22 protein-coding genes are annotated in these 24,381 nt (G+C 68.0%); 10 read left to right on the top strand and 12 right to left on the bottom strand.

Features of this window, described 5'->3' with window-relative positions:
• Positions 1 to 43: 43 nt before the first annotated feature.
• Genes ACFTS5_RS03780 through dpgA form a run of 5 tightly spaced genes read right to left on the bottom strand, consistent with a single transcriptional unit; the run spans position 44 to position 5,110 of the window.
• Positions 44 to 1,090, bottom strand: coding sequence for a ketoacyl-ACP synthase III family protein (locus ACFTS5_RS03780; RefSeq protein WP_378627154.1), 1,047 nt, complete (start codon positions 1,088 to 1,090; stop codon positions 44 to 46).
• Positions 1,091 to 1,122: 32 nt separating this feature from the next.
• A complete protein-coding gene (gene dpgD, locus ACFTS5_RS03775) occupies positions 1,123 to 1,935 on the bottom strand; it encodes an enoyl-CoA-hydratase DpgD (RefSeq protein WP_378627152.1) in 813 nt (270 codons plus the stop codon).
• Complete coding sequence (gene dpgC, locus ACFTS5_RS03770; protein ID WP_378627151.1) at positions 1,932 to 3,248, bottom strand: (3,5-dihydroxyphenyl)acetyl-CoA 1,2-dioxygenase DpgC; 1,317 nt, start codon at positions 3,246 to 3,248, stop codon at positions 1,932 to 1,934. Before dpgC ends, dpgD begins: the two co-directional genes overlap by 4 nt.
• Positions 3,245 to 3,916, bottom strand: coding sequence for an enoyl-CoA-hydratase DpgB (dpgB, locus tag ACFTS5_RS03765; RefSeq protein WP_378628322.1), 672 nt, complete (start codon positions 3,914 to 3,916; stop codon positions 3,245 to 3,247). Before dpgB ends, dpgC begins: the two co-directional genes overlap by 4 nt.
• Before the next feature lie 48 nt (positions 3,917 to 3,964).
• Positions 3,965 to 5,110 (bottom strand): 3,5-dihydroxyphenylacetyl-CoA synthase DpgA, encoded by a 1,146-nt coding sequence (dpgA, locus tag ACFTS5_RS03760; protein ID WP_378627150.1) that lies wholly within the window; start codon positions 5,108 to 5,110, stop codon positions 3,965 to 3,967.
• Between the two features lie 422 nt (positions 5,111 to 5,532).
• On the opposite strand from dpgA, the gene ACFTS5_RS03755 reads away from it, so the two are divergent.
• The 3 genes from ACFTS5_RS03755 to ACFTS5_RS03745 are packed head-to-tail and all read left to right on the top strand — an operon-like array spanning position 5,533 to position 8,395.
• Positions 5,533 to 6,624, top strand: a complete 1,092-nt coding sequence (locus ACFTS5_RS03755) for a hypothetical protein (protein WP_378627149.1) — start codon at positions 5,533 to 5,535, stop codon at positions 6,622 to 6,624.
• The gene (locus tag ACFTS5_RS03750; protein ID WP_378627148.1) at positions 6,621 to 7,790 is read left to right on the top strand and encodes a sensor histidine kinase; all 1,170 of its coding nucleotides are present in this window, start codon (positions 6,621 to 6,623) and stop codon (positions 7,788 to 7,790) included. Before ACFTS5_RS03755 ends, ACFTS5_RS03750 begins: the two co-directional genes overlap by 4 nt.
• Complete coding sequence (locus ACFTS5_RS03745) at positions 7,790 to 8,395, top strand: response regulator (RefSeq protein WP_378628320.1); 606 nt, start codon at positions 7,790 to 7,792, stop codon at positions 8,393 to 8,395. The genes ACFTS5_RS03750 and ACFTS5_RS03745 overlap by 1 nt, the downstream gene beginning before the upstream one ends.
• An 85-nt stretch (positions 8,396 to 8,480) precedes the next feature.
• Here ACFTS5_RS03745 and ACFTS5_RS03740 read toward each other — a convergent pair whose 3' ends face one another.
• Positions 8,481 to 9,299 carry an alpha/beta hydrolase gene (locus tag ACFTS5_RS03740; protein ID WP_378627147.1) on the bottom strand — a complete coding sequence of 273 codons (819 nt, stop codon included), beginning with the start codon at positions 9,297 to 9,299 and terminating at the stop codon, positions 8,481 to 8,483.
• 144 nt (positions 9,300 to 9,443) lie between these two features.
• Positions 9,444 to 11,330 (bottom strand): thiamine pyrophosphate-binding protein, encoded by a 1,887-nt coding sequence (locus ACFTS5_RS03735; RefSeq protein WP_378627145.1) that lies wholly within the window; start codon positions 11,328 to 11,330, stop codon positions 9,444 to 9,446.
• A gap of 461 nt (positions 11,331 to 11,791) precedes the next feature.
• Here ACFTS5_RS03735 and ACFTS5_RS03730 point away from each other — a divergent pair, with 461 nt between their 5' ends.
• The 3 genes from ACFTS5_RS03730 to ACFTS5_RS03720 all read left to right on the top strand — a co-directional run bounded on the left by ACFTS5_RS03730 (position 11,792) and on the right by ACFTS5_RS03720 (position 13,894).
• Complete coding sequence (locus ACFTS5_RS03730; protein WP_378627144.1) at positions 11,792 to 12,211, top strand: acyl-CoA thioesterase; 420 nt, start codon at positions 11,792 to 11,794, stop codon at positions 12,209 to 12,211.
• A gap of 287 nt (positions 12,212 to 12,498) precedes the next feature.
• Positions 12,499 to 12,918: a hypothetical protein gene (locus tag ACFTS5_RS03725; RefSeq protein ID WP_378627142.1), complete on the top strand. Its 420-nt coding sequence runs from the start codon at positions 12,499 to 12,501 to the stop codon at positions 12,916 to 12,918.
• A 16-nt stretch (positions 12,919 to 12,934) separates the two neighbouring features.
• On the top strand, positions 12,935 to 13,894 hold the full coding sequence (locus ACFTS5_RS03720) for an MvdC/MvdD family ATP grasp protein (protein ID WP_378627141.1): 960 nt from the start codon (positions 12,935 to 12,937) through the stop codon (positions 13,892 to 13,894).
• Positions 13,895 to 13,917: 23 nt separating this feature from the next.
• Here the strand turns inward: ACFTS5_RS03720 and ACFTS5_RS03715 are convergent, their stop codons facing one another.
• Positions 13,918 to 14,190, bottom strand: coding sequence for a helix-turn-helix domain-containing protein (locus ACFTS5_RS03715; protein ID WP_266290315.1), 273 nt, complete (start codon positions 14,188 to 14,190; stop codon positions 13,918 to 13,920).
• A gap of 126 nt (positions 14,191 to 14,316) precedes the next feature.
• A complete protein-coding gene (locus ACFTS5_RS03710; RefSeq protein ID WP_378627138.1) occupies positions 14,317 to 15,948 on the bottom strand; it encodes an ABC-F family ATP-binding cassette domain-containing protein in 1,632 nt (543 codons plus the stop codon).
• Positions 15,949 to 16,071: 123 nt separating this feature from the next.
• Between ACFTS5_RS03710 and ACFTS5_RS03705 the strand changes: the two genes are divergently transcribed.
• Positions 16,072 to 16,836 (top strand): SDR family oxidoreductase, encoded by a 765-nt coding sequence (locus tag ACFTS5_RS03705; RefSeq protein WP_378627137.1) that lies wholly within the window; start codon positions 16,072 to 16,074, stop codon positions 16,834 to 16,836.
• Between the two features lie 66 nt (positions 16,837 to 16,902).
• On the opposite strand, the gene ACFTS5_RS03700 is transcribed toward ACFTS5_RS03705, so the two are convergent.
• A complete protein-coding gene (locus ACFTS5_RS03700; protein ID WP_378627136.1) occupies positions 16,903 to 19,290 on the bottom strand; it encodes an MMPL family transporter in 2,388 nt (795 codons plus the stop codon).
• A gap of 207 nt (positions 19,291 to 19,497) precedes the next feature.
• A complete protein-coding gene (locus ACFTS5_RS03695; RefSeq protein WP_378627135.1) occupies positions 19,498 to 20,565 on the bottom strand; it encodes a lycopene cyclase family protein in 1,068 nt (355 codons plus the stop codon).
• Between the two features lie 109 nt (positions 20,566 to 20,674).
• Here ACFTS5_RS03695 and ACFTS5_RS03690 point away from each other — a divergent pair, with 109 nt between their 5' ends.
• From ACFTS5_RS03690 to ACFTS5_RS03680, 3 genes are read left to right on the top strand one after another with little or no spacing between them, the layout of a single operon-like run.
• On the top strand, positions 20,675 to 21,577 hold the full coding sequence (locus ACFTS5_RS03690) for a Ku protein (RefSeq protein WP_378627134.1): 903 nt from the start codon (positions 20,675 to 20,677) through the stop codon (positions 21,575 to 21,577).
• Positions 21,578 to 21,592: 15 nt separating this feature from the next.
• Positions 21,593 to 22,129 carry a GNAT family N-acetyltransferase gene (locus tag ACFTS5_RS03685; RefSeq protein WP_378627132.1) on the top strand — a complete coding sequence of 179 codons (537 nt, stop codon included), beginning with the start codon at positions 21,593 to 21,595 and terminating at the stop codon, positions 22,127 to 22,129.
• A gap of 55 nt (positions 22,130 to 22,184) precedes the next feature.
• Positions 22,185 to 23,450: an NAD(P)/FAD-dependent oxidoreductase gene (locus ACFTS5_RS03680; RefSeq protein ID WP_378627130.1), complete on the top strand. Its 1,266-nt coding sequence runs from the start codon at positions 22,185 to 22,187 to the stop codon at positions 23,448 to 23,450.
• Here ACFTS5_RS03680 and ACFTS5_RS03675 read toward each other — a convergent pair whose 3' ends face one another.
• On the bottom strand, positions 23,451 to 24,317 hold the full coding sequence (locus ACFTS5_RS03675) for a MetQ/NlpA family ABC transporter substrate-binding protein (RefSeq protein ID WP_378627128.1): 867 nt from the start codon (positions 24,315 to 24,317) through the stop codon (positions 23,451 to 23,453). It abuts the gene before it with no gap.
• Positions 24,318 to 24,381: the final 64 nt, after the last annotated feature.

Below are 24,381 nucleotides of genomic sequence, written 5' to 3'. Positions count from 1 at the left end.
TTCTCGTTCCTGGATGCGACGGACGTGAGATCGGGATGGACGCTCACGCGGTCCACCCCGGATCACGCAGAACCTTGATGACCGCGGCCGACAGCAGCACCCCGGGCGCCGAGCCGAACAGCAGCATGTACTGACCGGGCCCGAGTTGACCCGTGGTGATCAGATGCTCGAACGACAGGATCTGGTCGCTGGCCGAGCAGTGGCCGATATCGCGCCCGAATTCCCAGGTCGACATCTCCATGGGCAATCCGAGCGGCACCATGCACCGCTGTTCGGTGGCCTCGCGCGAACAGTTCAGGAACGCGACGCGGGCGATGTCGCCGAGCTCGATGCCCGCGTCGGCCAGCGCCTGGCCGACCACCACCGGGATCTGCTCGCGCACCCGCGCCAGTGCCGCGCCCAAGGGCGAGTCGGGCGCCGCGGCCACCTTGGCGGTGATCTCCTGCAGCCGGGCGAAGAAGTCGGGCGACTTCCCGAGCGAGACACCGGGTGGGAACATCGGTTCACTGGCCCGGTGGATCTCCTCGGCTTCGGGAATCGAGGTGTGGCACACCGACATCAGCTGGGCGAAGCCGTCGGTCTTGCTCAGCACCACCGCGGACGCGGCGTCACCGGCGACGAACAGCGCCGACATCTGCCACCGGTCCATCAGCGGGGTGCCGAAATTGTCGGCCGCCACCAGCAGCGCGGTGCGCCGACCGGGATCGGCGCGCAGGTATTCGAATGCCATCGACAGGCCGGAGAACATGCCGTTGCAACCCTGCCGGATCTCCAACGCCGGGATCGGCCCGACGAGGTGACGTTGCAGGTAGGGATGTGGCAGCCAGCCTTCCGGGCCTTGCAGCCAGGTGCTCGCGTACAGCAGCAGATCGAATTCGTCGGCGGCCAGACCGGACCGTTTCACCGCGACTTCCGCGGCGCGCAACGCCATCTCCGGCGCGGGGATCGGACCGGCCACCGCCGCGCCGCCGAGCTCGTGGATCTCGGCGGTCTCGGCGGAGTACAAGCCCTGTGCGACAGCCTGTTCGGTGGTGACGGTCGAGGGGAGGAACGAGCCGAGGGCGGCGATGTAGGTATCGGGTGTTCGCATGAAGATCCTCAAGCAATCGAGTCGGTCTGGTCCTACCGTGCGGTCCAGTGCGGTAGACGTTTCTGGGCGAAGGCCAGCGGGCCCTCGGTCGCGTCGGCCGAGTCGGCGCGGACGCGCTCCCACGGGTAGTCGGCCGCGAAGGCGGCGGGCAGTGGCAGATTCGCCGACAGCGCGGCGGCTTCCTTGATCGCGCGAATCGACAGGGGCGCGCACGCGAGCACGTCGGCGGCCCAGCGGTCGACGCACGCGTCCAGTTCCGACCCGTCGACCACCTCATTGACCACACCCAGCTCGTAGGCCCGGGTGGCCGACATCGGGCGGCCCGTGAGCAGATGTCCCATCGCGACGCGGTAGGGCACCTGCCGGGGCAGCCGGAAGACCCCGCCCGCGCCCGGGATCAATCCCAGTTTCGCCTCGGGGAGCCCGAATCGGGCGTCGGTCGACGCGATCACGATGTCGCAGGCGAGCGCGAGCTCGAACCCACCGCCGAGCGCGTACCCGGACACCTTCGCGATGATCGGTTTCGCGAAGGAGAAGCGTTCGGTCAGCCGCGGATACCCCGGCTTTCCCGCGCTGCCGAACGACGATCGGGTGCAGGCGCCGTCGCCGATCCGCTCGGCCAGTTCCGTCAGGTCCTGCCCGACCGAGAACGCCCGCCGCCCCGCCCCGCTCAGCACGACGGCCCAGATGTCGTCGTCGGCTTCGATGTCGTCCCAGATCTCGGCCAGCTCGGCGTGCATGGCGCGATTCATCGCGTTGAGCACCCGCGGCCGGTTGAGTTCCACCGTCGCGAGATGGCCGTGCTTGCGGTACTCGACGGTGTTCGATGTCGCCACGGTGGTCATCGCGGCGCCTTGCGGTCGAACCGCTCGGTCTTGGCCATGACATCCGGGGAGTACAGCCGCAACGCCTGGTGCAGCGCGAACTCCGCCAGATAACGGCGGAACACGTCCTGCGGTTCCTCGGCGACGACCAGCATGTGCTTGTTCGCGACCACGGCGGGCGAGGCGAGTCTGGCTGCGGCCCTGTCGATTTCGAGGTCCACATCGGCCGGTTCGGCGACGGTGTCGATCAGCGACCGCGCGTCCGGTTCGGTCGCCCAGATCTTGCGGCCCCACAGGATCACCTCACGCGAGAGCCGGAAGTTCGCCGATCGTCCCAGGCGCAGGTTCGCGACGCCCGGGATGATGCCCTCCTGCGCGGCGGGCAGGCTGACGTAGCTGTCGGTCGCCGCGATGACCCGATCGAAGACCATGAGCAGCTGTGCCCCGCCTCCGATCGCGAACGAATCGACGGCCGCGACCCAGGGTTTGGTCGCCGGGACGGCGGGCCAGCTCGCCGCGTCCTCGGTGTGTCCGCGCAGGATCTTCGCGATGTAGCCGGTCTCGCGGCCCAGCAGGAAGTCGAGGAAGGAGATCTTGCCCTGGTGCAGGTGGGCGAGATTGATGCCCGCGCTGAAGACTCGGCGACCGCGATAGCGCGGATGGTCCATCACTCCGCCGCGGACCACGCCGACGCGGGTCTCGGGGTCGAGCAGTACCAGGTCGACCGCGGTTTCCATATCGGCGACGTGCTGGTTGTCCTCGGCGTTGAGGCAATCGGTGTTGGTGATCGTGATCGTCGAGGTGCTGCCGCTGCGCTCGAGGCGCGCCGCGGGCAGTGTGATCGTGCCGGTGGCACGGAAGTCGGCGATCAGGTCGAGGGCGGCCTCGGTGGGCGCGCGCATCGCGTCCAGAAGGTGATTGCCGAGGACCGGGTCCGCGAACACGGCCTGGAAGAAGATGCCCTGATCGATCTCCCAGCCCTCTTTCGCCGGCTGCGCCACCGCGGCGTCGGCGTGCACCTGCTCGGTGGTCGGGAGCAGGCCGGGATACAGCACGGTCACGGCCGCGGCGAGCGCGCTCAGCCGAAGACCACGCCGCAGGTCGTCGGTGGCCGTCCCGTAGACCACCGCGAGGTGCCGGCGCAGGAACTGCCGACGCAGGCGGCGCAGCACGCGGTGCGCGGCCGCGGCCGCGGCGGCCGCCGTCTCGTCCCGGTCGGGAACCGGTCCGAGTGACTCCAGCAAAGCGGCGTGTTCAGTTGCCGCAGCGCGCAATTCGGCCATGTCGTAGTCGAGCTGACCCACGATCGTGCGCGGGGTGATGACGATGGTCACGATGCCGCCCGTTCACGTCGCAGCGCGCGGTCCGATGCGGCCAGATGCGCGCCGAGCGCGTCTTCGAACCGGGTGCTCGGCGCGTCGAGCAGCAACCTGCGCCGGATCGCGATCTCGATTCCCGAGACCGCGCCGAAAAGCATGGCGCCCGCGGCGATCGAGTCGGCTTCGGCGCCGGGCTCGATGACGGCGTCCACCAGGCCGCAGTCTCTGGTCCGCTCGGCCGACAGCGCCCTGCCGAGTACCGCCAATTCCCGGGCCGGACCACCACCGGCCTGACCGGCCAGCCGGTAGACCGCCATCGCGGGCCACACCCCGCCCTCGCTGGCCGCCAGCTCGAAGACCGTGCCCGCCGCCATGATCCGGTAGTCGGCCACGAGCAGCAGCTCCGCGGCGGGCCCGTACGCGTCGCCGTCGACGAGGGCGATGACCGGCGCGGGGACCTGCTCGAGACGGCGCAGCGCGCCTTCCCATTTGTTCACGTCGCCGACGCTGACCGGACCCGGCCAGGCGAATCGCGAACCCGGTGCCGCACCGCCGATGCGCAGTACCATCACGCACTCTCCCCCGGCCGCCGACGCGTCCTCGGCCCGCACCGCTGCCGCGAGCACGCTCGCGGTCAGTTCCGGTGCGAGCGCACCGTCGGCCGCCACTTCGGTGGTGATCATCTCAGTCACGAATTGCCTTTCCACAGCATGGTTTTCACCCTTCGGCGCTCAGAACCGCAGCAGCGCGGTCTCGATCTGCGATCCCGGACCCATCGTCATGAGGACGCAGTAGTCGCCGGGCGCCACGCGGCCCTCGGCCAGCAGCCGCTCGTAGGAGAACAGAAACGATCCGCTGGACAGATTCCCGAAATCGCGCATGACGCTCACGGTGTGGCGCAGGTCGTGCGTGGTCAGACCCAGGTTGATCTTCACCGCGTCGATCACCTTCTTGCCGCCGGAGTGCACGATCCACTGGGCGATGTCCTTGCGCCGGAGCCCGGCGTCGCCGAGTAGTTCGTCGACGACCCGCTCGACGTGGGCGCCGACCTCGTAGGGAACCTCTTTGTCGAGATAGAAGCTGAACTTCCCGGCATCGTCGTCCCAGTCGTAGCGCATCGCGTCCACCGCCCGCGTGATCATGTAGCTGGCGCGACCGATCAGTTGTGGTGCACGGGACTGCGTGTCCGTGTCGGTGCCTTCGTGCGATTCGCCGGTGCTGATCGCGAGGGCGGCGGCGCCGTCGCCGAACAGGCTGTTCACCACGGCGGTCCGGATCGTTCCGTCGAAAACGTAAGCCGCCGAGCAGGCTTCGGAGCAGGCCAGGACCGCCAGCCTGCCCGGGTTGGCGGCCGACCAGGAGGCCACCGCGGTCAGGCCGTTGAGCCCTGCGTTGCACCCCATCCCGACGACGTCGAGGCGCCCGGTGCTCGGCGCGAGACCGAGCTCGTTGATCAGCAGGGCGCTGAAACCCGGGGTGAGAAACCCGGTTGTCGTCACCGCGACCAGGTAATCCACGTCCTGCGGCTGTCTGCCGATCTCGGCCAGGCATCGCCGAATCGCCGCCGCCCCGGTGTCCACGCCGTACCGTCGATGCTTGCGCAGCAGGTCGCCTTGCGACTCCGACCGGAACTGCCCCGCGTCGTCGACCGGTGGCAGAGTGAGATAGCGGTGCTCGATCCCGCCGTTGAGGAAGACACCGCGGATCTTCGGGTCATCGATGGCCAGCAGATCGACCAGCTCGCGCTGGCTGTACCGCGTGGGCGGATTCGCCGATGCCACCCCGAGCAGGCGCGGTGTCGTCGATGTCGTGCCGGATTCGGTGTCGCGATCGACGCTGTGCACGCGTCGCGCGAACAGATGCTCGATGGTTGTCATGATCGAGGTCCAATCTTGTGCGATAGGCACCGCAAAGCCGCGAACAGCGGCCTACCGCAGTTGCGGTCGAGCGAGATGAAACAGTGCTTGAAGCACGCATCGACAGTGATGTGCGCGTGGTGTGGCGGCGATCGCCCGAACCTGCCCCCGCAAGGTTTCGGTCCCGGGTATCCATGCCCCCGCGACCCGGTGTTATGCCCAAACTTACTGTCGCCCAATGGATTTCACCAGGCCCCAATTTCTTGGGGGATGTACTCGTTACCAGGTGACCGCCGCCCCGATGCATGGCCGATTCCCACAATCCCGCACGGTCTCGAACCACGGCTAGAGATAGATGTGGACATTCGTCGATGACGAATGTCATCGGTGAACGTCTACATTGGTTTCTGGCGGGCGGTCGCGGCTCGCGGAACAGTCATGGGGTGGTAGCGGTCATACTGGAACGTGCGCCTTCGTCGAACGCGACCCGGCCCGATCGGACCGGCGCCGCCCTCGGCGTGCTGCGTGGGCTGTCGGCGCGGATTCCCCGCGACGCCGTGGACATCGCCGCGGCGGGCACCGTCGTGGCCGCGCTCGCGCTCGGCACCCTGACACTGATCGCGACCGTCACCACCGACGCCGGGCATCGACCCGACCTCGCCGTGACCGCCGCCCTGCTCGCGGTGTGCCTGTCGGTCTATCTCCGCCACATCGCCTTCGCTGTCCGCGACGCCGTCCCGCCGGCAGCGCCCATCACCTCGGCGCTGCTGGCCGTACTGGTGGTCGGCGCGGCGCCGGTCCTCGGCGTCGCGTGGCTGAACACCGTGCACATCGTGGCGGTGGTCGTCGCGCTGACGCTGCGACCCGTGCTCGCCCTGCCCATCGCGGTAGTGCTGATCGCCGCCGTCGCGCCGTCGGCGGCACTGCTCGGCGCGACCGAGCAGGAGGCGATCTGGTTGCTGGTCACAACCGCGATGCGGGTGGTCGCGGTCTACACGCTGGTCTGGATGGTCGTCGCGTTGCGTCGGCTACGCAGCGCAGGTGCGGCGCTCGCCGAACAGGCCGTCGCCCGCGAAAGACTGCGGATCGACCGCACGGTCACCCGAACCGTACATACCGCACTGGTGGCGATCACCGAGTCCGCCGATCGCGCGGCGAATTTCGCCGCACGGAGCGACCCGGTCTCGGCACGCGTCGAACTCGGTGAGCTCGTCGCCACCTCGCGCAGCGGCCTCGCCCAGGCGCGGCAACTGATCCGCAGTTTCCAGCAGACCGACTTTCGCCGTGAGCTCGCTTCCACTACAACGCTTCTCGCCGCAGCGGGTGTCGTTGCCCGCATCGACCTGCCCGCCGAAGGACCGCCGGCACCGTCCGAGGAACCACTGCGCGCCGAACTGCGCCACCTGCTGGCGCGGCTCCTGCGCGACGGACCGACCGAACCGGTGCTGATCACTGTCCATCAGGTGGGGGGCCGCTGGCAGCTCGACTCCGCCGTCGAGCCCAGAACCGCCACCACGACAGGGGAACTCGGATGACCGAGGTGTCGCGCCCGCTCCTCGGTCCCTGGCTGGCGACCGCGCAGACCGCGCGGTTCCTCCTCGTCGGGACCACCTGCGCTACCGGCGCGCTGGCGCCCGCACGGGCGACCTTCGCCGGAACCGAGCAGGCAGGCCCGGCCTCGCTGTGGTGGATACTGGCGGTCGCCGTGGTCGCCGTCCACCTGTACCACGCCTTCGGCACGGTCGGCGCGGACCGCGAGCCAGGAAGCGCCGACGACCCTCGCCCGCGGGGCTGGCCCATGACCTTCACACTGCTGAGTGGTCTCGTGTACCTACCGATGATCTGGTCACCGACGGCGTGGGGCATCAGCCAGGTATTCTTCGTCGCCTCGGCCGCACTGCTCTCGCGCGGCCTGCCGCGCGTATTCCTCTGCGCGGCCCCGATCGCCGTCACCGCGGTCGGCACGCTGTTCGCCGCCGACCGCGTCGCGTCACGACACCCGGTGGCGGCCGCCATCGAGGTCGTGGTCGTGTTCACCGCCATCGCCGGGTGCCTCGTCGGCGTGGCGCTGCTGGTCCGCGCCGTGGCCCAGCTCGAACGCACCCGCACCGATCTCGCCGAGCAGGCCGCGGGCCGAGAACGCCTTCGGGTCTCGCGCGACCTGCACGACCTCCTCGGGCAGAGCCTGTCGGCCGTCTCGCTCAAGGGCGATCTGGCCGCGGCGTTGCTGCCCAGCGATCCGGGCGCGGCACGATCGGAAATCGACGGCATCGCCGCACTCGCCCGCGAGACACTGCAAGCGATGCGGCGGGTCACCCTGGGCGAGCACACCATCTCCCTGCGCACGGAAGCCGCCGGGGCCACTGCCCTGCTGTCGGCCGCCGGGATCGACACCCACCATCACATCGATCTTCCGCCGATGGCGCCCGAGGTCGACGACGCGTTCGCGTGGGCAACTCGCGAAGGCATCACCAATGTGCTGCGGCACAGCGCCGCCCGCACGTGCTGGATCGAAGCCGGCCGGCGGGACGGCACGTTGTTCTTGGAGATCGTCAACGACGGGGCGCACCGCAAGCCGGGGTCCGGCAACGGCCTGTCCGGTCTGGCGGAGCGGACGGCGGCGTTGTCGGGTACCGTGTCGGCGCGACACAGCAAGGACGGCCTGTTTCACTTGCGCGTCGAAATCCCAGGGGGGACATGATGATTCGCGTGCTCGTCGCCGAGGACATGCACATGATCCGGGGCGCGCTGGTGGCGCTGCTCTCCCGCGAGGAAGACATGGACGTGGTGTCGGAACTGGACCGCGGCGACCATGTCATCGCCGAGATCCTGCGCACGCGCCCGGATGTCGCGTTGCTCGACATCGACATGCCGGGCCTGGACGGACTCAGCGCCGCCAAGCTCATTCACGAACAGGTGCCCGAAACCCAGGTGCTGATTCTGACCGGGCTGAGTCAGCCGGGTTATCTGCTGCGCGCCTTGCACGCGCAGGTGCGCGGTTTCGTCGTCAAGGACGCACCGGCGCAGACGCTGGCCGACAGTATCCGCAAGGTTGTCGCCGGTGAGCGGGTGATCGACACCGACCTGGTCGCCGCAGCCCTCGAGACCGGTACCAGTCCGCTCACCACCCGTGAGGCCGATGTGATCCGGGCGGCCGAGACCGGGATCAGCACCGACGAGATCGCCACCACTCTGTTCCTGTCACCGGCGACGGTGCGCAACTACTTGTCGAACGCGATCACCAAGATCGGTGGGCGCAACCGCATCGACGCGATCCGCATCGCCCGCAATGCCGGCTGGCTGTGAGCTCGACCGGTCGCGACATCACGTGGCCGGGACACCGGAAAACCCGACGGCACAGTGCCGTCGGGTTTTCCGGCGCTTCGATGGTTCAGCGGGCGGCCGCGGTGATGGTCGCGACCACCTCGTCCGGATGTGACACCGGCGACGCGTGCGAGGACTTCACTTCACTGACCTGAGCTTTCGCGCGATCGGCCTGGAAGCGCTGCGCCGCGGGCGGCAGGATCTGGTCCTCGGTCGAGACCAGGTACCACGACGGAGTCGACGCCCAGGACGGGTCCCCGCTCGGCTCGGCCTGCGCGGCCGCGGAGGTAGGCCGCTGACGCGCGGCGAGCTGCGCCGCGACATCGGCGCTGACATCCTGAGCGAAGACCTCACCGAACTGTTCGGGTTTCAGCGTGACCTCGGCCCCGGTGTCGGTGGGCTTGATCTGCAACGCCGGACCGATCTTGCTGCCCGGGTACTTCGCGGGATCCGAGAGTGCTTGTACCGGTTCACCCTTCGCCGGAGCGAAGCCCGCGATGAAGACCGCGGACTTGACGTCCGGACGGTGCATATTGCTGATCACGGCACCGCCGTAGGAATGCCCGACCAGCACGACCGGCCCGGTGACGTTCGCGATCGCCGAGGTGACGGCGGCCGCGTCCGAACTCGGTCCACGCAGCGGATTCTCCGGCTGGACCACCTGGTAGCCCTGCGCCCGCAGTTTGCCCGCGACCGTGTCCCAGCTGGAACTGTCCGAGAACGAGCCGTGCACCAGCACGATGGTCGGCTTCGCCACGGCGGCGGCGGTCGTGGTGGGCGCCGGCGCGTCGGCCGATTCGGTCTCGCTGCCGCACGCGGCGGTCGCGAACGCCGCGGTCGCGGCCAGCACTGTCATGACATTTCGGAGCCGGACAAGCTTGTGCATAGCGTTCCATTCTCGTAGGCGTCGGTCTCTCGACTGAGAATCGCAGCCCGCTCCGAGGGCAGGTAGATACCGATGTGGACGGCGACCGATGGCAAATGTCACGGTCGCCGTCCACCCGGCAGCACGATCAGCTAACCCCGAGGATCACGGAGGGCCGATGTCGCGCAGCTTCTCTACGTATTCCGCGTCGGCACTCGACCTTTCCGCCAGCAGGACATCCACCGCGGGCGGCAGCGCCGGGGGCAGGGCGGGGGCGGTGCGAATATCGAGGACATAGGGCTTGCCGTCCGCGACCGCCCGGAATCCGCGTTCGATCGCGCGCTGTAGTTTGCGCCCGTCGTCGACCACCTTTCCGTCGATACCGAACGTCTTGGCGATGTCCACGAAATCCTGTTCGGGTTCGCCCAGGCTCAGGTAGGTCGCCGGGTTGGTCGGCCGCCAGCCGTAGACCCGTTCGATCAGCCCGAGCCCGATCACCAGCGACGAATACTGTGCGTCGTTGACGACGATGTACAGCACCGGCAGATCGAATTTGCTGCTGGTCCACCAGGAATTGGTGTGGAACAGCGCCGAACCGTCACCGATGACATTGACGATGTAGCGCTCCTCGCGCACGGCGAGGGAGAATCCGATCGACGCGGGCAACGAGAATCCCAGCGAACCACCCGAGGTGCAGAAGTAGGCGTCCGGCGAATCGTACTGAACCACCTTCTGCAAGCTGCTGGCGATCGAGAACGCTTCGTTGAGCACGGTGATCGGCCGATCGAGGGTCTTCTGCACTTCCGCCAGCGCGAACGCCACCTGCTGACCGGGAATCGGCACGGGGACATCGACGACAACGGCCTCGGATTCTTCCGACACCACCGAATCGACGCTCTCGAGTTCGGCTACGGCCGCCGAATCGAGCAGCTGGAATTGTTCGGCGTCGGCCGAGAACGCGGCGTCGCGTTGCGCACCGAGCCGCAGAATGTTCGCATTGCGCGCTTGCGCCGACGCGAGGTCGAAGTGCGGGCTCGCGGCGATACCGGAAATGATCGGCGGCAGCGTCTTCTTGATGTCACCGAGGACACCGACCTCGGTGAAATAGTTCTTGCCGATCTGCCACGAATCATTGTGCAGCGCCACCTGAACCAGGTCCGCGGGCAGGATCGGACCCTTGTCCCAGCGGAAGATCGAGATCTGGGCGTGTGAGTTCACCCCGATCAGGAAGATGGTGTCGTAGCCACGCAACTGCATGTGGATGCCGTCTTGGATGGGCGCCAGTTCACCCTGCCAGTGCGGCAGGTCGTTCGGATAGTTCATCCGGCTCGCCTGGAACTCCGAGTACACGGCCGCGCCGAGCAGGTTCGCGAGACCTTCGATCTCCGGCCACGCGCCGGCCTCTCCGACGCCGTCACCGACCAGCAGCACCGGGTTGTTCGCGTTGGCGAGGGTCTCGACGGCCGCCGCGATCCCGGCCTCGTCGCCCGTCACCGCGTGCGCGATCCGGGTGGAGCGGGCCGGTTCCTGCAAGGTCGGCTGCTCGATCAGGAAATCCCACGGCACCGAGAGGAACACGGGCCGGAACGGCGGCGTGAACAATTCTTTGAACGCACGCTGCATGACGAGCGGAATCTCGTCCGTGCTGCGGATCTCGTGCGCCCATTTCGTGTACTGGCCCGCGGTCCGGACCAGATCCGATCCCAGCAGCGGCTCCTGGATCAGCAGATCACTGTGCTGCTGGCCGCACAGGACGAGTACCGGAATATTCGAGGTGTACGCGTCGAAAAGGTTTCCGACGATATTGGCGGCGCCGGGGGTGATGTGGACGAGTGCGACGCCGGGCCTGCCCGACGCGCGGGCATACCCCATCGCGGCGCCCATCGCGATGTTCTCGTGCAGGGTCGGGATGTACTCGACACCGTTCTCCGGAATGGTGGTGGCATCGATCAGCGGGATTTCCTGGGTGCCGGGAACACCGAAGATGTACTCGATGCCGGCATCGCGAATGTAGTCGAAGATGACATCGCGCCCTAGTTTGGGTGAACTCATTGCAGTCCTGTCATACGGTCGAGATCGGGAGATGTTCTCGGCGCCGGTCGCAGCCTGGCGATGCCCATCTGGCCCTGTTCGGGCAGCAAAAAAGCCCTGACCTGAAGGCCGGGCTGATGGGGTCATCGAGAGTGCGCTGCGAGGGGCCGAGAAGCGGGGGTCACCGGCGTAAGCGCCGTAGAAAGCCCAACCTGGCCGGAACTTCGTTGTCTCACAACCATTTTGAGCACGCGAATGCCCGCTGGCTCAATGATGACCCAGCTTGCGGGCGCCGTCAATGGCAAGCGCGAATCCGACCGAACAACCTGGTAGAGCCCGCGCGCGTCGTGAAATTTCCGGCCGGCGCGGCGGCGATCGCGATGGGCGTAAGGCCACGGCAGCCATACCGGACCGCCCGGAATGTGTCCGAGATTGCACACGCACCGGGAACAAGCACGCGCGAGCCTCCGGTTATACGCCGTATGACGTTCTCCGTACCGGTCCTCGTCCGCGGCTACGAGCTCGACACCCAGGGCCATCTCAATCACGCCGTCTATCACCAGTACGGCGAGCACGCTCGGTGGGAGCTGCTGCGCGCGGCGGGCATCCCGCAGGACAAGTTCATCGCCAGCGGCGTCGGCGCGGTGGTGCTCGAGTCGACCATCAAGTACAAGCGCGAGCTGCGCGGTGGCGACGAGGTCACCGTGACGTGTGTGTTCGACTGGAAGGAAGGCGAGAAGGTCTTCCGCTTCCACCACCAGATCATCAAGCTCGACGGGACCGTCGCCGCGGAGATCACCGTCGTGGCGGGCGCGATGGATCTGACGGCCCGCCGACTCGTCGCGAACCCGGCCGACCACTTCCGCGAGCTCGCCGAGAATCCCGAACTGCTCGGCCTCTAGACACCACCCACGGCGCGGCAGGCACCATCGGGCACAGACCCGGAGCGGCCTGCCGCGCCGTTGTCCTCTGCGTTTGCTGCCCGATTGCCCGGGTGAACCCAGTTCCCACATCCGAGTTGTCCGAAATTCTTTCCCCACAAGGCGATCACGCGCCGCTCGGCGGTTTGCCCGGCGCTCCGCAAATCTTGCGAACCCGCTCGGCGGACCACGCGTTCACGTTATGATCCGAAGCACCTTTTGGGGTTCTGGCAAATCGCGAGCAGACGAGAAGATCGGAGTGAGTGCCCATGACCGACGCCATCCACCTCCCCGCTACCGCGTCGTCCCGAGATCGGGGCCCCGCCTTGCGCGGACTGCTGGTGGCCGAGTCCGATCGCGACATCTCGGTGCGGGTCGACGGTGGTACCTGGACTTTCGACCGCCGTGACATCGTCCGGCTCACCGAAGACCGCGCGAGCGCCGGTGAACGTCAGGTGCGGGTCGACATCCGCCCCGGCGCCACCGCCGATTTCACCCGGCGCATGCGCGTCGAGCTCGTCGATCGGCCGATCACCCTCGCGCCGGAACCGTCGGAGGCGCTCGGCGACGAGCAGCTGGCCCTGGCGACCCGTGGCTGGGCGGCGAAACTGCGCATCGCCGAACGAGGTGGTGTCACCGGAGCGACGTTCACCTTCCGCGACGGCATCAACTGCGACAGCCTCGACTGAAGCGGCCGCGCAAGTCATGGAAGGCGCTACCGACGCCGTGCTCATCGTCTCCGAAACCGACGACCTGCACGCCGATGCGCTGGCGTCGACCCTGCGCGAACACCACGGGCTCGACCCGATCCGGCTCGACCTGCGCGACTTCCCCACGGAGACAGGGAGTTTCCGGCTCGACAAAGCGGGCACCAACCGCGCGATGTCACATGTCCACGGTCTCGACGACGTCCGCGCCGTGTGGTGGCGCAGGCCGCACCCGTGCCGGGTGCCCACCGGCGTGCGCGCGGCCGACGACGCGTTCCGCCAGGCCGAGTGTGACGGATTCCTGCAGGGCATGCTGTGGTCGATCCCGGCGTACTGGGTCAACGATCCGGCCGCCGAGCGCACCGCGAGCCGCAAGATCGTCCAGCTCGAAACCGCGCAGCGGGCGGGTTTCACGATCCCGGAAACGCTGGTCACCAACGACCCGGACGAGGCGCGTAGTTTCGTCGAATCCCGGTGCGGGCCAGTGGTGTACAAGCGCACCGGCACCGGCCGTGGCGAGTTCTCGGAGACGAGGATCATCACCGGGCCCGAGCTGAACAGGCTCGAGTCGATCCGGTCGACGCCGACCACGTTCCAGGATTACGTGGAGGCCAGCTGTGATCTTCGGGTCGTCTGGGTCGACGGCGTCGAGTGGAGTGTGCGCATCGACTCCCAGGCGGGCGTCGGACGCATCGATTCCCGGCTCGACACCTCGGTCGCGTTCGCAGCGGATCGGCTACCGGCGTCGGTCAGCAAGTCCCTCGCGACCCTGATGGGAGCGCTCGGACTCAGCTTCGGCGTGGTCGATCTGCGCCTGGGCAGCGACGGCGAGTACTACTTCCTCGAGGTGAACCCGCAGGGACAGTTCGCGTACCTCGAGATCAAGACCGGCCTGCCACTGTTCGCCAGCCTGGCCAATCTGCTGGTCCGTGGCGACGGAGCCGTCGCAGGCTGGTAACGGCACCGTCGCGCGGCGCGCGGTCAGTCGGCCGGATTCTTGCGCCGATTGGCGCCACCGCGCCCACGCAGTTCTACATGTGACTCGACCAGCACATTGTGGATGAAGCCGTACGAGCGGCCGGTGGATCTGGCCAGGGTGCGAATGGACGCGCCCGCCTCGTACTGCTTCTTCAGCTGGGACTGCAACCGGTCGCGGGACTTGCCCGTCACCCGGGTGCCCTTACCCAGGGCTGCCTTGCCGATCGTCGATTTACCCTTGGCCGACCTAGCGGCCTGTCTGGCACTGTCGCTCATGGCTTCCTCCGAGTCGCCGAGCACTTCTTCCAGGCTAGACACTCCACACTCGGTGATCAACGAAAACAGTGATCAAACTCACGCGATCCCGGCGAGTTCCGCCACGACACAGCGTTTCACCACGGATCAGGCGAGGTCGATCAGCTCCGCGTACTCCGCGGACCAGTGGTCCTCGGTGCCGTCGGGCAGCAGAATGACCCGCTCCGGGTTGAGCGCCTCGGCCGCGCCCGGGTCGTGCGTCACCAGCACCACGGCGCCCGCGTAGGTGCGCAGCGCCTCGAGGACCTGCTCGCGCGAGACCGGGTCGAGGTTGTTGGTGGGCTCGTCGAGCAGCAGCACGTTCGCCGCCGAGGACACCAGCCCGGCCAGGGCCAGACGCGTCTTCTCACCGCCGGACAGCGTGCCCGCCGGCTGCTCGAGCTGCGGACCGGTGAACATGAACGCACCGAGCAGGCTGCGCAGCTCCTGCTCCCCCGCGTCCGGAGAGGCGTGGCGGATGTTCTCCCACACCGAGGCCTGATCGTCGAGGGTGTCGTGCTCCTGGGCGAAGTAGCCGACCTTGAGCCCACGGCCCTGCTCGACGCCGCCCGCGGTCGGCGTCTCGACACCGGCGAGCAGTTTCAGCATGGTCGTCTTACCGGCGCCGTTGAGCCCGAGCACCACCACGCGGCTGCCCTTGTCGACGGCGAAGTTCACGCCGGTGAAGATCTCCAGGGAACCGTAGAGCTTGGTCAGGTCCTTCACCATCAGCGGCGTCTTGCTGCAGGCCGCGGGCTCGGGGAACCGGATGCGGGCGACCTTGTCGCTCACGCGCACGTCGTCGAGCTCGTTGATCAAGCGTTCGGCGCGACGCACCATCTGGTGTGCCGCAGCGGCTTTGGTGGCCTTGGCGCCGAGCTTGGCAGCCTGCTGACGCAGCGCGCCCGCCTTCTTCTCGGCGTTGGCGCGCTCGCGGACGCGGCGCTGCTCGTCGGTGGCACGGGCGTCGAGGTACTTCTTCCAGCCCATGTTGTAGACGTCGGGCTCACCACGCACGGCGTCGAGGAACCACACCTTGTTGACCACGTCGCCGAGCAGTTCCACGTCGTGGCTGATCACGATCAGGCCACCGTCGTGGTTCTGCAGGAACCCGCGCAGCCAGGTGATGGAGTCGGCGTCGAGGTGGTTGGTCGGTTCGTCGAGCAGCAGGATGCGATCGGAGCGCCCGCCCGAGCCGTCGGACGCGGAGAACAGGATGCGGGCCAGCTCGATGCGGCGGCGCTGACCACCGGAGAGAGTGCGCAGCTGCTGATCGAGCACGCGGTCGGGCAGGCCGAGGCTGTTGCAGATGCGCGCCGCCTCGCTCTCGGCGACGTAGCCGCCGAGCGAGGAGAACTGGTCCTCGAGGCGCCCGTACCGGCGAATCGCCTTGTCGCGGGCGGCATCGTCGGCCACCTCGGCCATCTCGACCTGGGCCTTCTCCATGTCGCGCAGCAGCACGTCGAGCCCGCGCGCCGAGAGCACCCGGTCTTTGGCGATCACATCGAGATCGCCTTCCTTCGGGTCCTGCGGCAGATAGCCGATGTCGGTGGAGCGGGTGATCTTTCCGGCGTACGGCTCACCCTCGCCCGCGAGGATGCGCAGGGTGGTGGTCTTCCCCGCACCGTTGCGACCGACCAGTCCGATCCGGTCGCCGGACTGCACCCGCAGCGCCGGCCCAGGGGCCGAGAGCAGGGTACGGACTCCGGCCCGGACCTCCAGGTCGGTCGCCGTGATCACAGAGTTCTCCTCAGAGTAAGACAAACGGGAAGGGCATATCGGCAAGAACCACTTATTTTACCGTCGACGCTGCCGGAAGCCGAACCCGGCGCTGCCCGATGTGAGCGTGGTTACTCTCTTGCCATGACTACCGATCTACTGGGCCGGACCGCCCTCGTCACCGGAGCCAGTCGCGGCATCGGGCTCGCGACCGCGGCCGAACTGCTGCGCCGGGGCGCGAACGTGCTGATCACCGCCCGTAAACCCGAACCGCTGGAGGCCGCGGCCGCCGAGCTGCGCGCGCTGGGCCACCAGGGCCAGGTGAGTTTCATCGCCGGCAACGCGGGCGACGCCGACGCGCGCGCGGAAGCCGTGGCGAGGGCCGTCACCGAGTACGGCTCGCTCGACATCCTGATCAACAACACCGGCATCAACCCCGTCTACGGTCCGCTGATGGACGCCGATCTGGGTGGCGTCAGCAAGATCTTCGATGTGAACGTGGTGGCGTCGCTGGGCTATGTGCAGCAGGCCTACCGCGCGTGGATGGCCGAGCACGGCGGTGCGGTGGTGAACGTGGCCAGCGTCGCGGGCATCCGGTCGTCCGGGGTGATCTCGGCCTACGGCGCGTCGAAGGCGGCGCTGATCCGGCTCACCGAGGAGCTGGCCTGGCAGCTGGGCCCGAAGATCCGCGTCAACGCGGTGGCGCCGGGCGTGGTCAAGACCAAGTTCGCCGACGCGCTGTACTCCGACGACGAGGAACGTGCCGCGAGCGTGTACCCGCTGAAGCGACTCGGCGAGCCCGAGGATGTGGCCCGGCTGATCGCATTCCTGGTGTCCGACGAGGCAGCGTGGATCACCGGTGACTGTGTGCGGGTCGACGGCGGGTTCCTGTCCACCGGCGGCATCTGAACCCGCCAGCTCTGAAACTCGCAGGGGCGGGCGGCGGTTCGGTGTGCCCGCCCCTGCGATGTCTTGTCAGTCCGAGGACTCGCGGCTTCCCGTCGAGGCCGAAATGCTCTCCTGCGCCCGCGAGTTCTCCCGCGCACCGTCCTCGGCCCGCGCCGGGTCGGCCCGCTCGGCCTCCGCTCTGGCCGCTTCCGCCCGCGCCGCCTCCGCCCGTGCGAGTGGATCCACGACGACGATCTCCGCCGGCCTGGCGGCGAGCGGATCACGCACCACCACTTCACGTTTCGACCGGGCCGAGCCGCCCTCGTCCAGGCCCCACCGATCGTGGAGGCGACGCAGGAATTCCGGTGCGTACCAGTTCGCGTCGCCCAGCACCTTCATCGCGGCGGGCAGCAGGAACCCGCGCACGAGGGTGGCGTCGACGATCACGGCCAGCGGCAGGCCGATACCGAAGGACTTCATGAAGGTGATGTCGGAGGCGAGGAAGCCGAGGAACACCAGGGAGATGAGAATCGCCGCGGCGGTGACGATACGTCCGACCCGTTCCAGGCCGAGCGCGACCGCGGTCTCGTTCTTACCGGTCCGGTCGTATTCCTCCCGGATCCGCGACAGCAGGAACACCTGGTAGTCCATCGCGAGCCCGAAGGCCGCGGCGAACAGCATCACCGGGACGGTGGCCGACAGGTCTCCGGTGACGGTGAAACCGAGCACCCCGGACAGGTGGCCGTCCTGGAAGATCCACACCAGCGCACCGAAGGTCGCGGTCAAACTCAGCGCGCTGAGGATCACCGCCAGCACCGGCAGCACCACGCTCCCGGTGAGCGCGAACAGCACGATCAGCATCATGATCACCACGAAGCCGAGCGCCCACGGCAGTGCGTTCTCGATCGCGGCGACCGAGTCGGCATTGGCGGCGGCCACGCCACCGACCAGCAACTCGCTCGGTGTCCGCACCGCACGCACCTGGTCGACCAGGTTCGCCAGAGCGTCGCTGTCACCGGTGGTCGGCACGATCGACAGGTAGACGGCCTTCTCGACCCGGAACCGCGCGTTGGCCGCGGTGGGTTCGAGGAGCAACCCGCCCTGGGTGTAGCTGCCGGTGGCGGTGTCGACGCGGCGGACGTTGTCCAGGTCGGACATGTCACGCGCGATGGTGTCGAGTCCCGCGGCGCTGTAAGCGCTTTCGGGCAGCACCGCGACGAGGGTGTGCTGGTCGCTCTCGCCGAAGTCGCGGGCAACGATCTCGGTGACCTGACGGGAGTCCATCGATTCCGGCAACGTTCGTTCGTCCGGGAATCCGAGTTTCACGCCGAGGAACGGCGCGCCGAGCAGCAGCAGCAGCGCGGTGACAGCGAGTCCGATCGAGATCGGCTTGCGCATCACGGCCGTGGCCAGCTTGTGCCAGGCGCCCTCACCCGGCGCGGGCCGCGGCGCGCGCAGGAACCACCAGCCGAGCTGGCCCTTGTCGATGCGGGTGCCGATCAGCAACAGCGCGGCGGGCAGCGCGGTGAGCGACACCAGCGCGGCCAGTGCCGCGACGACGATGCCCGCGTAGCCCATGGACCGGATCGCCAGCAGCGGGAAGAACAGCAACCCGGCCAGCGCCACCGCGACGGTGAGCGCGGAGAACGCGACGGTGCGGCCCGCGGTGCGCAGGGTGGTGGCCACCGCGCCCGCCGGCGTGCGGCCTTCGGCCAGTTCGTCGCGGTAGCGGCTGACGATCAGCAGGCTGTAGTCGATGGCCAGGCCCAGGCCGAGCAGCGTCGCCACGTTGGTCGCAGTGACGGCCAGCGGCGTGAACAGGGTGAGCAACCACAGCGCGCCCATGGTGGTGAGCACGGTGCCGATCGCGACGAGCAGCGGCAGGCTCGCGGCGACCAGGCCGCCGAAGACGAACAGCAGCGCGATCAGGGTGAGCGGGAACGCGATGGCCTCGCCCTTGGCGATATCGGTCTTGCTCTGCTGCACCGTCTCGTGCATGAGCATGGCGAATCCGCCCGCCCTGACCTGCAACGATCCTTGTTTACCCGTCAGCTCTGCGGAGATGGCGGTGACGCGTTCGTCGATCTCGCGTTCGCTGCCGAGCACGCTGGCGACGATCAGGCCCTGCTTGCCGTCGACACTACGCAGCGCGGGCTGGTGGGAGGTCCAGTACGACATCACCTCGGTGACACCGGCCCGTTCCTGCAGGTTGGCGACCAATGCCGTTGCCGCCGCGGTGGATTCGGGGTCCTCGACCGAGGACTCGGTTTCCACCAGCAGCAGCAGGTTCGGCGGCGCCTGCCCGAACTCGGTGCGCAACACCTCGAGCGCGCGGCTGGATTCGCTCCCGGAGTCGGTGTATCCGCCGCCCTCCACCCGCTCGAACAGCGTGGCGCCCAGTGCGCCGAGCACCACCGCGAGCACCGCGAAAACGCCGAGCACCCAGCGACTGCGCCGCCTGGTGAATTCGAACACCGGATTGTCCCCTAACTCGTCACACCATCGCGCGAGGCGCATGTCGGCGTGCGGGGGCTCGGAGTAGTTCCGGCCGTCCCGCCTCGTCGGCCCGATCCTGTTGGCGGGTCGGCGCGTTCGCGTGGCGATCGTAGCAACTTCGTGGCGGCACCGCCGGGCCTCTGGCACACCCTTGCTCGTCCGGTCGGTGACGGGTCTCGGCTTCGGCTACCGGCGAGCCGCGCCGACGGCCGAGGTCACGACGGTGCGGCGCAGATTCGGCGGAAGATCGGCGAACAGCGCGCGCATCGCGGCGAGAGTGCCACCGAGGTCATCGAGGCCGGACAGATAGGAAAGCTGCAGGTGCGCGGGCAAACCGAAGAACGTCTCGAAGAAGACCGGTACCTCGCGTGGCGGCAGAGCCAGCAGCGCGCGCAAACCCGCGCGGCGCAAGGCCACCACGGCCCGCGCGCTGGGCGTCCACACCGCGCCACCCGCGACAACGGTGTCGGCGGCGGCGAGCGCGGCGGCGACGCTGTATCCGGTCGCGGGGTGGGTCAACCCACCGGCCGCACCGAATCGGCCACGCCCGGGCATGCCGCCCTGTACCGGAAACCGCACCCGTTCAACGGGTTCGGCCCCGGTGAGCGCGATCCCCCGCACGCGTAACCGATGTTCGAGCCGGCGTCGCAACACGTCCGGCGCGAGCGCGGGTCGCCCGGCGAGGCAGGTCTCCTCGAACAGCACGGTGTCGGCACTCAGCGGTATCGCGTACAGAAACGACGGTGGGTCGTCGGGATCGGCCCCGTTGTCCGGCCGCCAGTCCATGAACAGTGTCGGCTCGAGTCCCGTACGGTCCACGACCACTCCATAGGCGGTCTGCTCGGCGCGACGCGGCGACCGGGCCAACCCCCGCGCGTCGACCACCTGCCCGGTACGGGTCAGCCCGCCCGCCGTCCGCACCGAGCGCGCATTCACCTCCACGGCGTGGTCGGCGATCACGGCCGCGCCGTCGAGCGTCAACGACGACTGCAGCGCCGCCGTATCGAAAACCTGATAGGTGCGATCGATCCGATGCTCGCGCACCGCCCACGCCGTCGGCCCGTCGATCGCCGCCGCGACCACGCCGGAATCGAGCCACCCGGGCAATTCATCGACCCACGCCGCATAGGTCGGCGTCCATACTCGATCCGGGCGTGGATCGATCACAGTGACGTTGCGCCCGGCCGCCAGCGCACGATGGGCAACGGCCCGGCCCGCCGGCCCGATCCCGCACACGATCACCTCGACACTCACGCGGCAATTGGATCAGACGCAACGATTTCAAGCACCGCCGGATCACGGGCGGGCACCTATTCGAGATCGCTTGCTCGCCCCGGCGCGACATTTCGACCATGATGGGTGGATGAGATCGATCTGGAAGGGCTCGATCGCTTTCGGGCTGGTCAATGTCCCGGTCAAGGTCTATACCGCGACCGAGGACCATGACATTCGGTTCCACCAGGTCCACGCCAAGGACGGGGGCCGGATCAAATATGACCGCGTCTGTCAGGTGTGTGGCAAATCTGTGCAGTACTCCGATATCGACAAGGCCTATACCTCACCGGACGGTGAGCAGGTGGTGCTGACCGACGCGGATTTCTCGAAACTGCCCGCGGCGGAGAAACACGAGATTCCCGTGCTGGAATTCGTGCCGTCCGACCAGATCGACCCGGTGCTGTTCGATAAAAGCTATTACCTCGAACCGGATTCCACGACGCCGAAGGCCTATCAGTTGCTGGCGGCGACCCTCGAACGCATCGACAAGACCGCGCTCGTCCATTTCACACTGCGCCAGAAGACCCGGCTGGCCGCATTGCGCGTGCGCGACGGTGTACTGGTGCTGCAGACACTGCTGTGGCCCGACGAGGTGCGTGCCGTCGAATTCCCGTCGCTCGATGACGCGCCCGCCCCGCGCCCGCAAGAACTGAAGATGGCCGAAACCCTCGTCGAATCGATGTCAGGAGATTTCGACCCGTCCGAATACACCGACGAATACCAGATCGAATTGCAGAAGCTGCTCGACGAGGCGATCGCCAGCGGCACCGGCAAGGTCGAGCCCGCCGCCGAGACAGCACCCGCCGAACAGGCCGATGCCGAAGTCGTGGATCTGGTCGCCGCGCTGCAACGCAGTCTCGAGACCAGCGGGCGCCGGGAAGCCGCCCCGGAGAAGAAACCCGCGAAAAAGGCCGCCAAGAAGGCCGCACCGCGCAAATCGGCCGCGAGCAAATCCACCGCGTCCAAGACCGCGGCCCGCAAGGGCGCGTAGGGCACACTGGCGGCTATGGACACCGCCATCGCTGTCGTGCCGATGGGTTTGGGACACCTGCGTCAAGTCCTCGACCTCGGCCATCAGGTTTTCGACACCACCATCAAGCCGTACACGTCGTGGTCGCTCACGGCCGTCGCCGAGCACCTCGACAGCCCCGACAACGCCTGCTGGGTGGCCCTGGATTCCGACCGGGTGGTCGGGTTCGTCCTCGGGTCGATGGAGTTCGAGCATCGCGACGACTGGGCATATCTGGAATGGATCGCGGTAGCCCCCGATATGCAGGGCCACGGGATCGCGCGGCGGCTGGTGAACGTGTGCTCGGAGGCGCTGTTCGCCCGCGGCGCACGCCATATCGTCACCGATGTCGAGGACCGCAACAGCGCCTCGGCCGCGCTGATGACCAGCAGCGGATTCGTGCCCGCCGCGACCGTCACCCTGCTGGTGCGGCCCAACCCCGCCGCCCCCGACGACGACGCCGCACTGCCGCCGATCACCAAACGCGATCTCGTCCGCCGCGGCAGACTGTCGGTGGAGCACCCGCTGCGCTGACCCGCCGCCGGAGCGCCTCGAGCACATCACCCCTGGTCGGGCCTACTCTCGGCGGGTGGCTCCTACTCCGCGAGACGAGCACGACGGCGCCGAGCTGACCGTGGTGGCCGATATGTGGTCGCCCGCGTGCACCGTGATCCGCACTTTCCTGGCCCGCAACGAAATCGCTTGTCGCTGGGTGCAACCCACCGACCAGGCCGGCCGCGAACTCCTCGCGGACCACGGATTCACCGTCGCGGACACTCCGGTGCTGTTCGGGTCGGACGGGCGCACCCTCAGGCCCACCGATGAAGAGCAGCTCGCGCAGTGGGTGGGTCTGCACACCAAGCCCACCTCCGACAGCTACGACCTGCTCGTCGTCGGCGGCGGCCCCGCGGGCATGGCGGCCGCCCTCTACGGCGCGTCGGAGGGACTGCGCACGATCCTGCTCGAACGGTGGGCGATCGGCGGTCAGGCCGGGCTGAGCTCGAGCATCCAGAACTACCTCGGTTTCCCCGACGGCATCTCCGGCTCCGACCTCACCGACCGTGCCCGCAGGCAGGCGTGCAAGTTCGGCGCCGAACTCGTGATCAGTCTGCGAGCCGACCACCTGCGACCGACGGACCACGGTTTCGCGGTGCACTGCACCGACGGCATCACCGTCACCGCCCGCTCGGTGATCGTCGCGACGGGCGCCACGTTCCGCACCCTCGACATCCCGAGCGTCGACAAGTTCAACGGCCGCGGCGTCTTCTACTTCTCCGCGCTCACCGAGGCTCCACTGTGTTCGGGCTCCGATGTCTACATCGTCGGCGGCGCGAATTCCGCCGGCCAGGCGGCGGTCTACTTCGCCTCCTGCGCGCGCAGAGTGATCATGCTGGTCCGCGCCGATTCCCTGGCTGTCGAGATGTCGACCTACCTGATCGAGCAGATCGAGGCGATCCCGGCCATCGAGGTCCGCACCGGCGTCGAAGTCGTCGACGCCTCGGGCGACACCCATCTCGAACACCTCACCCTGCGCGATCGCACGACCGGCGCCGTCGAGCAAGTGCCCGCGACCTGGCTGTTCGCCTTCATCGGCGCCGACCCGGCCACCGAGTGGCTCGACGGATCCTTCGCCCGCGACGACCGCGGCTACCTGCTCACCGGCCCCGATATCGCCATCGTCGAGGGGTCCGACTCCCCCTGGCCGTTGTCCCGCCCACCCCTGCACCTGGAAACGACCGTCCCGGGGGTGTTCGCCGCGGGAGACGTGCGTGCCTTCAACGGGCACCGTGTCGCCGGCGCCGTCGGCGAGGGCTCGATGGCCGTGATGCTGGTGCACAAGTTCCTGGGTGACTGACTACTTGCGGAACTTCGTTTCCAGCTCGCGCAGCGTGGCTTGCAGATCGGCGGCGTCGTTGGTCTTGAAGATTCCCGCGTAGCCCGTCTCCGCCTGTACCGCAGCCACCACCTCCGGATCATGGTAGAGCTGCGCGAGTTTCAGGTAGGTGGGGTTGTCCTTGTCGGCCGCCCGCGCGGCGAAGACGTTGATGTACTGCTTCAATTCCGGGCGTGCCGGATCGTCGGTGTAGATGACCTGCTGCTGGGTCAGGCCGGCGGGCCCGGCGAACGTGTCGTCGACGAACGCCGCGTCGACGCTGTCCAGTGACTGCGCGGTGAGCGTCGGATCGATCGTGGTGAGCCGCACCTTCGAGGCGCCGGTGTCGACGTCGTCGATCGTGGAGTCCCAGCTCGCGCCGCCCTTCAGCACGATCAACCCCGCCGCCGACAGCCCGAGCAAGGGACGGACCTGTTGCGCCGGATTGTTGCTGAGCGTGATCTGCCCACCCCGCGGGATCTCGGCGACCGAGGTGTGCTTCGTGGAGTACAGAGTGAGCGGGAAGATCTCGGTCGCGCCGATCGGCACGATCGTGTCGTTGTTGGCCACGTTATAGTTGGCCAGGTACCGCACGTGCTGGAATTTGTTGAGGTCGACCTGTTTCTGCGCCAGCGCCGGATTGGGCTGCTTGTAATCGGTGAAGTTCACGTACTCGACGGTGATGCCCTGCTCGGCCGCCTTGCGTTTGTACACCTCCCAGTGCGGTTGTGCGATGTCGTTCACACCGATCCGCACCACGCCGTCCGGGTGGTCTTGCCCACAGCTCACCGCCCCCGTTGCCAGCGCGACCAGGACCGGAATCGCCAGAAGACGGCGCAGGATTCGCATTGTCCGCAAGTTAGACGGGCGTCCCAGTGTTTGCGAGGATTTCGCTCATGGCAAGTCAAACCGT

Origin of the sequence: Nocardia sp. NPDC056952, from assembly GCF_042674185.1 — a bacterium.
In the GTDB taxonomy this organism is placed as follows: domain Bacteria; phylum Actinomycetota; class Actinomycetes; order Mycobacteriales; family Mycobacteriaceae; genus Nocardia.
This window is presented reverse-complemented; position numbering and strand designations above follow the sequence as displayed.

Coding starts and splice junctions, on each gene's coding strand:
- ACFTS5_RS03780 (WP_378627154.1), bottom strand. CDS start 1,090: ATGCGAACACCCGATACCTACATCGCCGCCCTCGGCTCGTTCCTCCCC.
- dpgD (WP_378627152.1), bottom strand. CDS start 1,935: ATGACCACCGTGGCGACATCGAACACCGTCGAGTACCGCAAGCACGGC.
- dpgB (WP_378628322.1), bottom strand. CDS start 3,916: ATGATCACCACCGAAGTGGCGGCCGACGGTGCGCTCGCACCGGAACTG.
- dpgA (WP_378627150.1), bottom strand. CDS start 5,110: ATGACAACCATCGAGCATCTGTTCGCGCGACGCGTGCACAGCGTCGAT.
- ACFTS5_RS03750 (WP_378627148.1), top strand. CDS start 6,621: ATGACCGAGGTGTCGCGCCCGCTCCTCGGTCCCTGGCTGGCGACCGCG.
- ACFTS5_RS03745 (WP_378628320.1), top strand. CDS start 7,790: ATGATTCGCGTGCTCGTCGCCGAGGACATGCACATGATCCGGGGCGCG.
- ACFTS5_RS03740 (WP_378627147.1), bottom strand. CDS start 9,299: ATGCACAAGCTTGTCCGGCTCCGAAATGTCATGACAGTGCTGGCCGCG.
- ACFTS5_RS03735 (WP_378627145.1), bottom strand. CDS start 11,330: ATGAGTTCACCCAAACTAGGGCGCGATGTCATCTTCGACTACATTCGC.
- ACFTS5_RS03730 (WP_378627144.1), top strand. CDS start 11,792: ATGACGTTCTCCGTACCGGTCCTCGTCCGCGGCTACGAGCTCGACACC.
- ACFTS5_RS03725 (WP_378627142.1), top strand. CDS start 12,499: ATGACCGACGCCATCCACCTCCCCGCTACCGCGTCGTCCCGAGATCGG.
- ACFTS5_RS03720 (WP_378627141.1), top strand. CDS start 12,935: ATGGAAGGCGCTACCGACGCCGTGCTCATCGTCTCCGAAACCGACGAC.
- ACFTS5_RS03715 (WP_266290315.1), bottom strand. CDS start 14,190: ATGAGCGACAGTGCCAGACAGGCCGCTAGGTCGGCCAAGGGTAAATCG.
- ACFTS5_RS03705 (WP_378627137.1), top strand. CDS start 16,072: ATGACTACCGATCTACTGGGCCGGACCGCCCTCGTCACCGGAGCCAGT.
- ACFTS5_RS03690 (WP_378627134.1), top strand. CDS start 20,675: ATGAGATCGATCTGGAAGGGCTCGATCGCTTTCGGGCTGGTCAATGTC.
- ACFTS5_RS03685 (WP_378627132.1), top strand. CDS start 21,593: ATGGACACCGCCATCGCTGTCGTGCCGATGGGTTTGGGACACCTGCGT.
- ACFTS5_RS03675 (WP_378627128.1), bottom strand. CDS start 24,317: ATGCGAATCCTGCGCCGTCTTCTGGCGATTCCGGTCCTGGTCGCGCTG.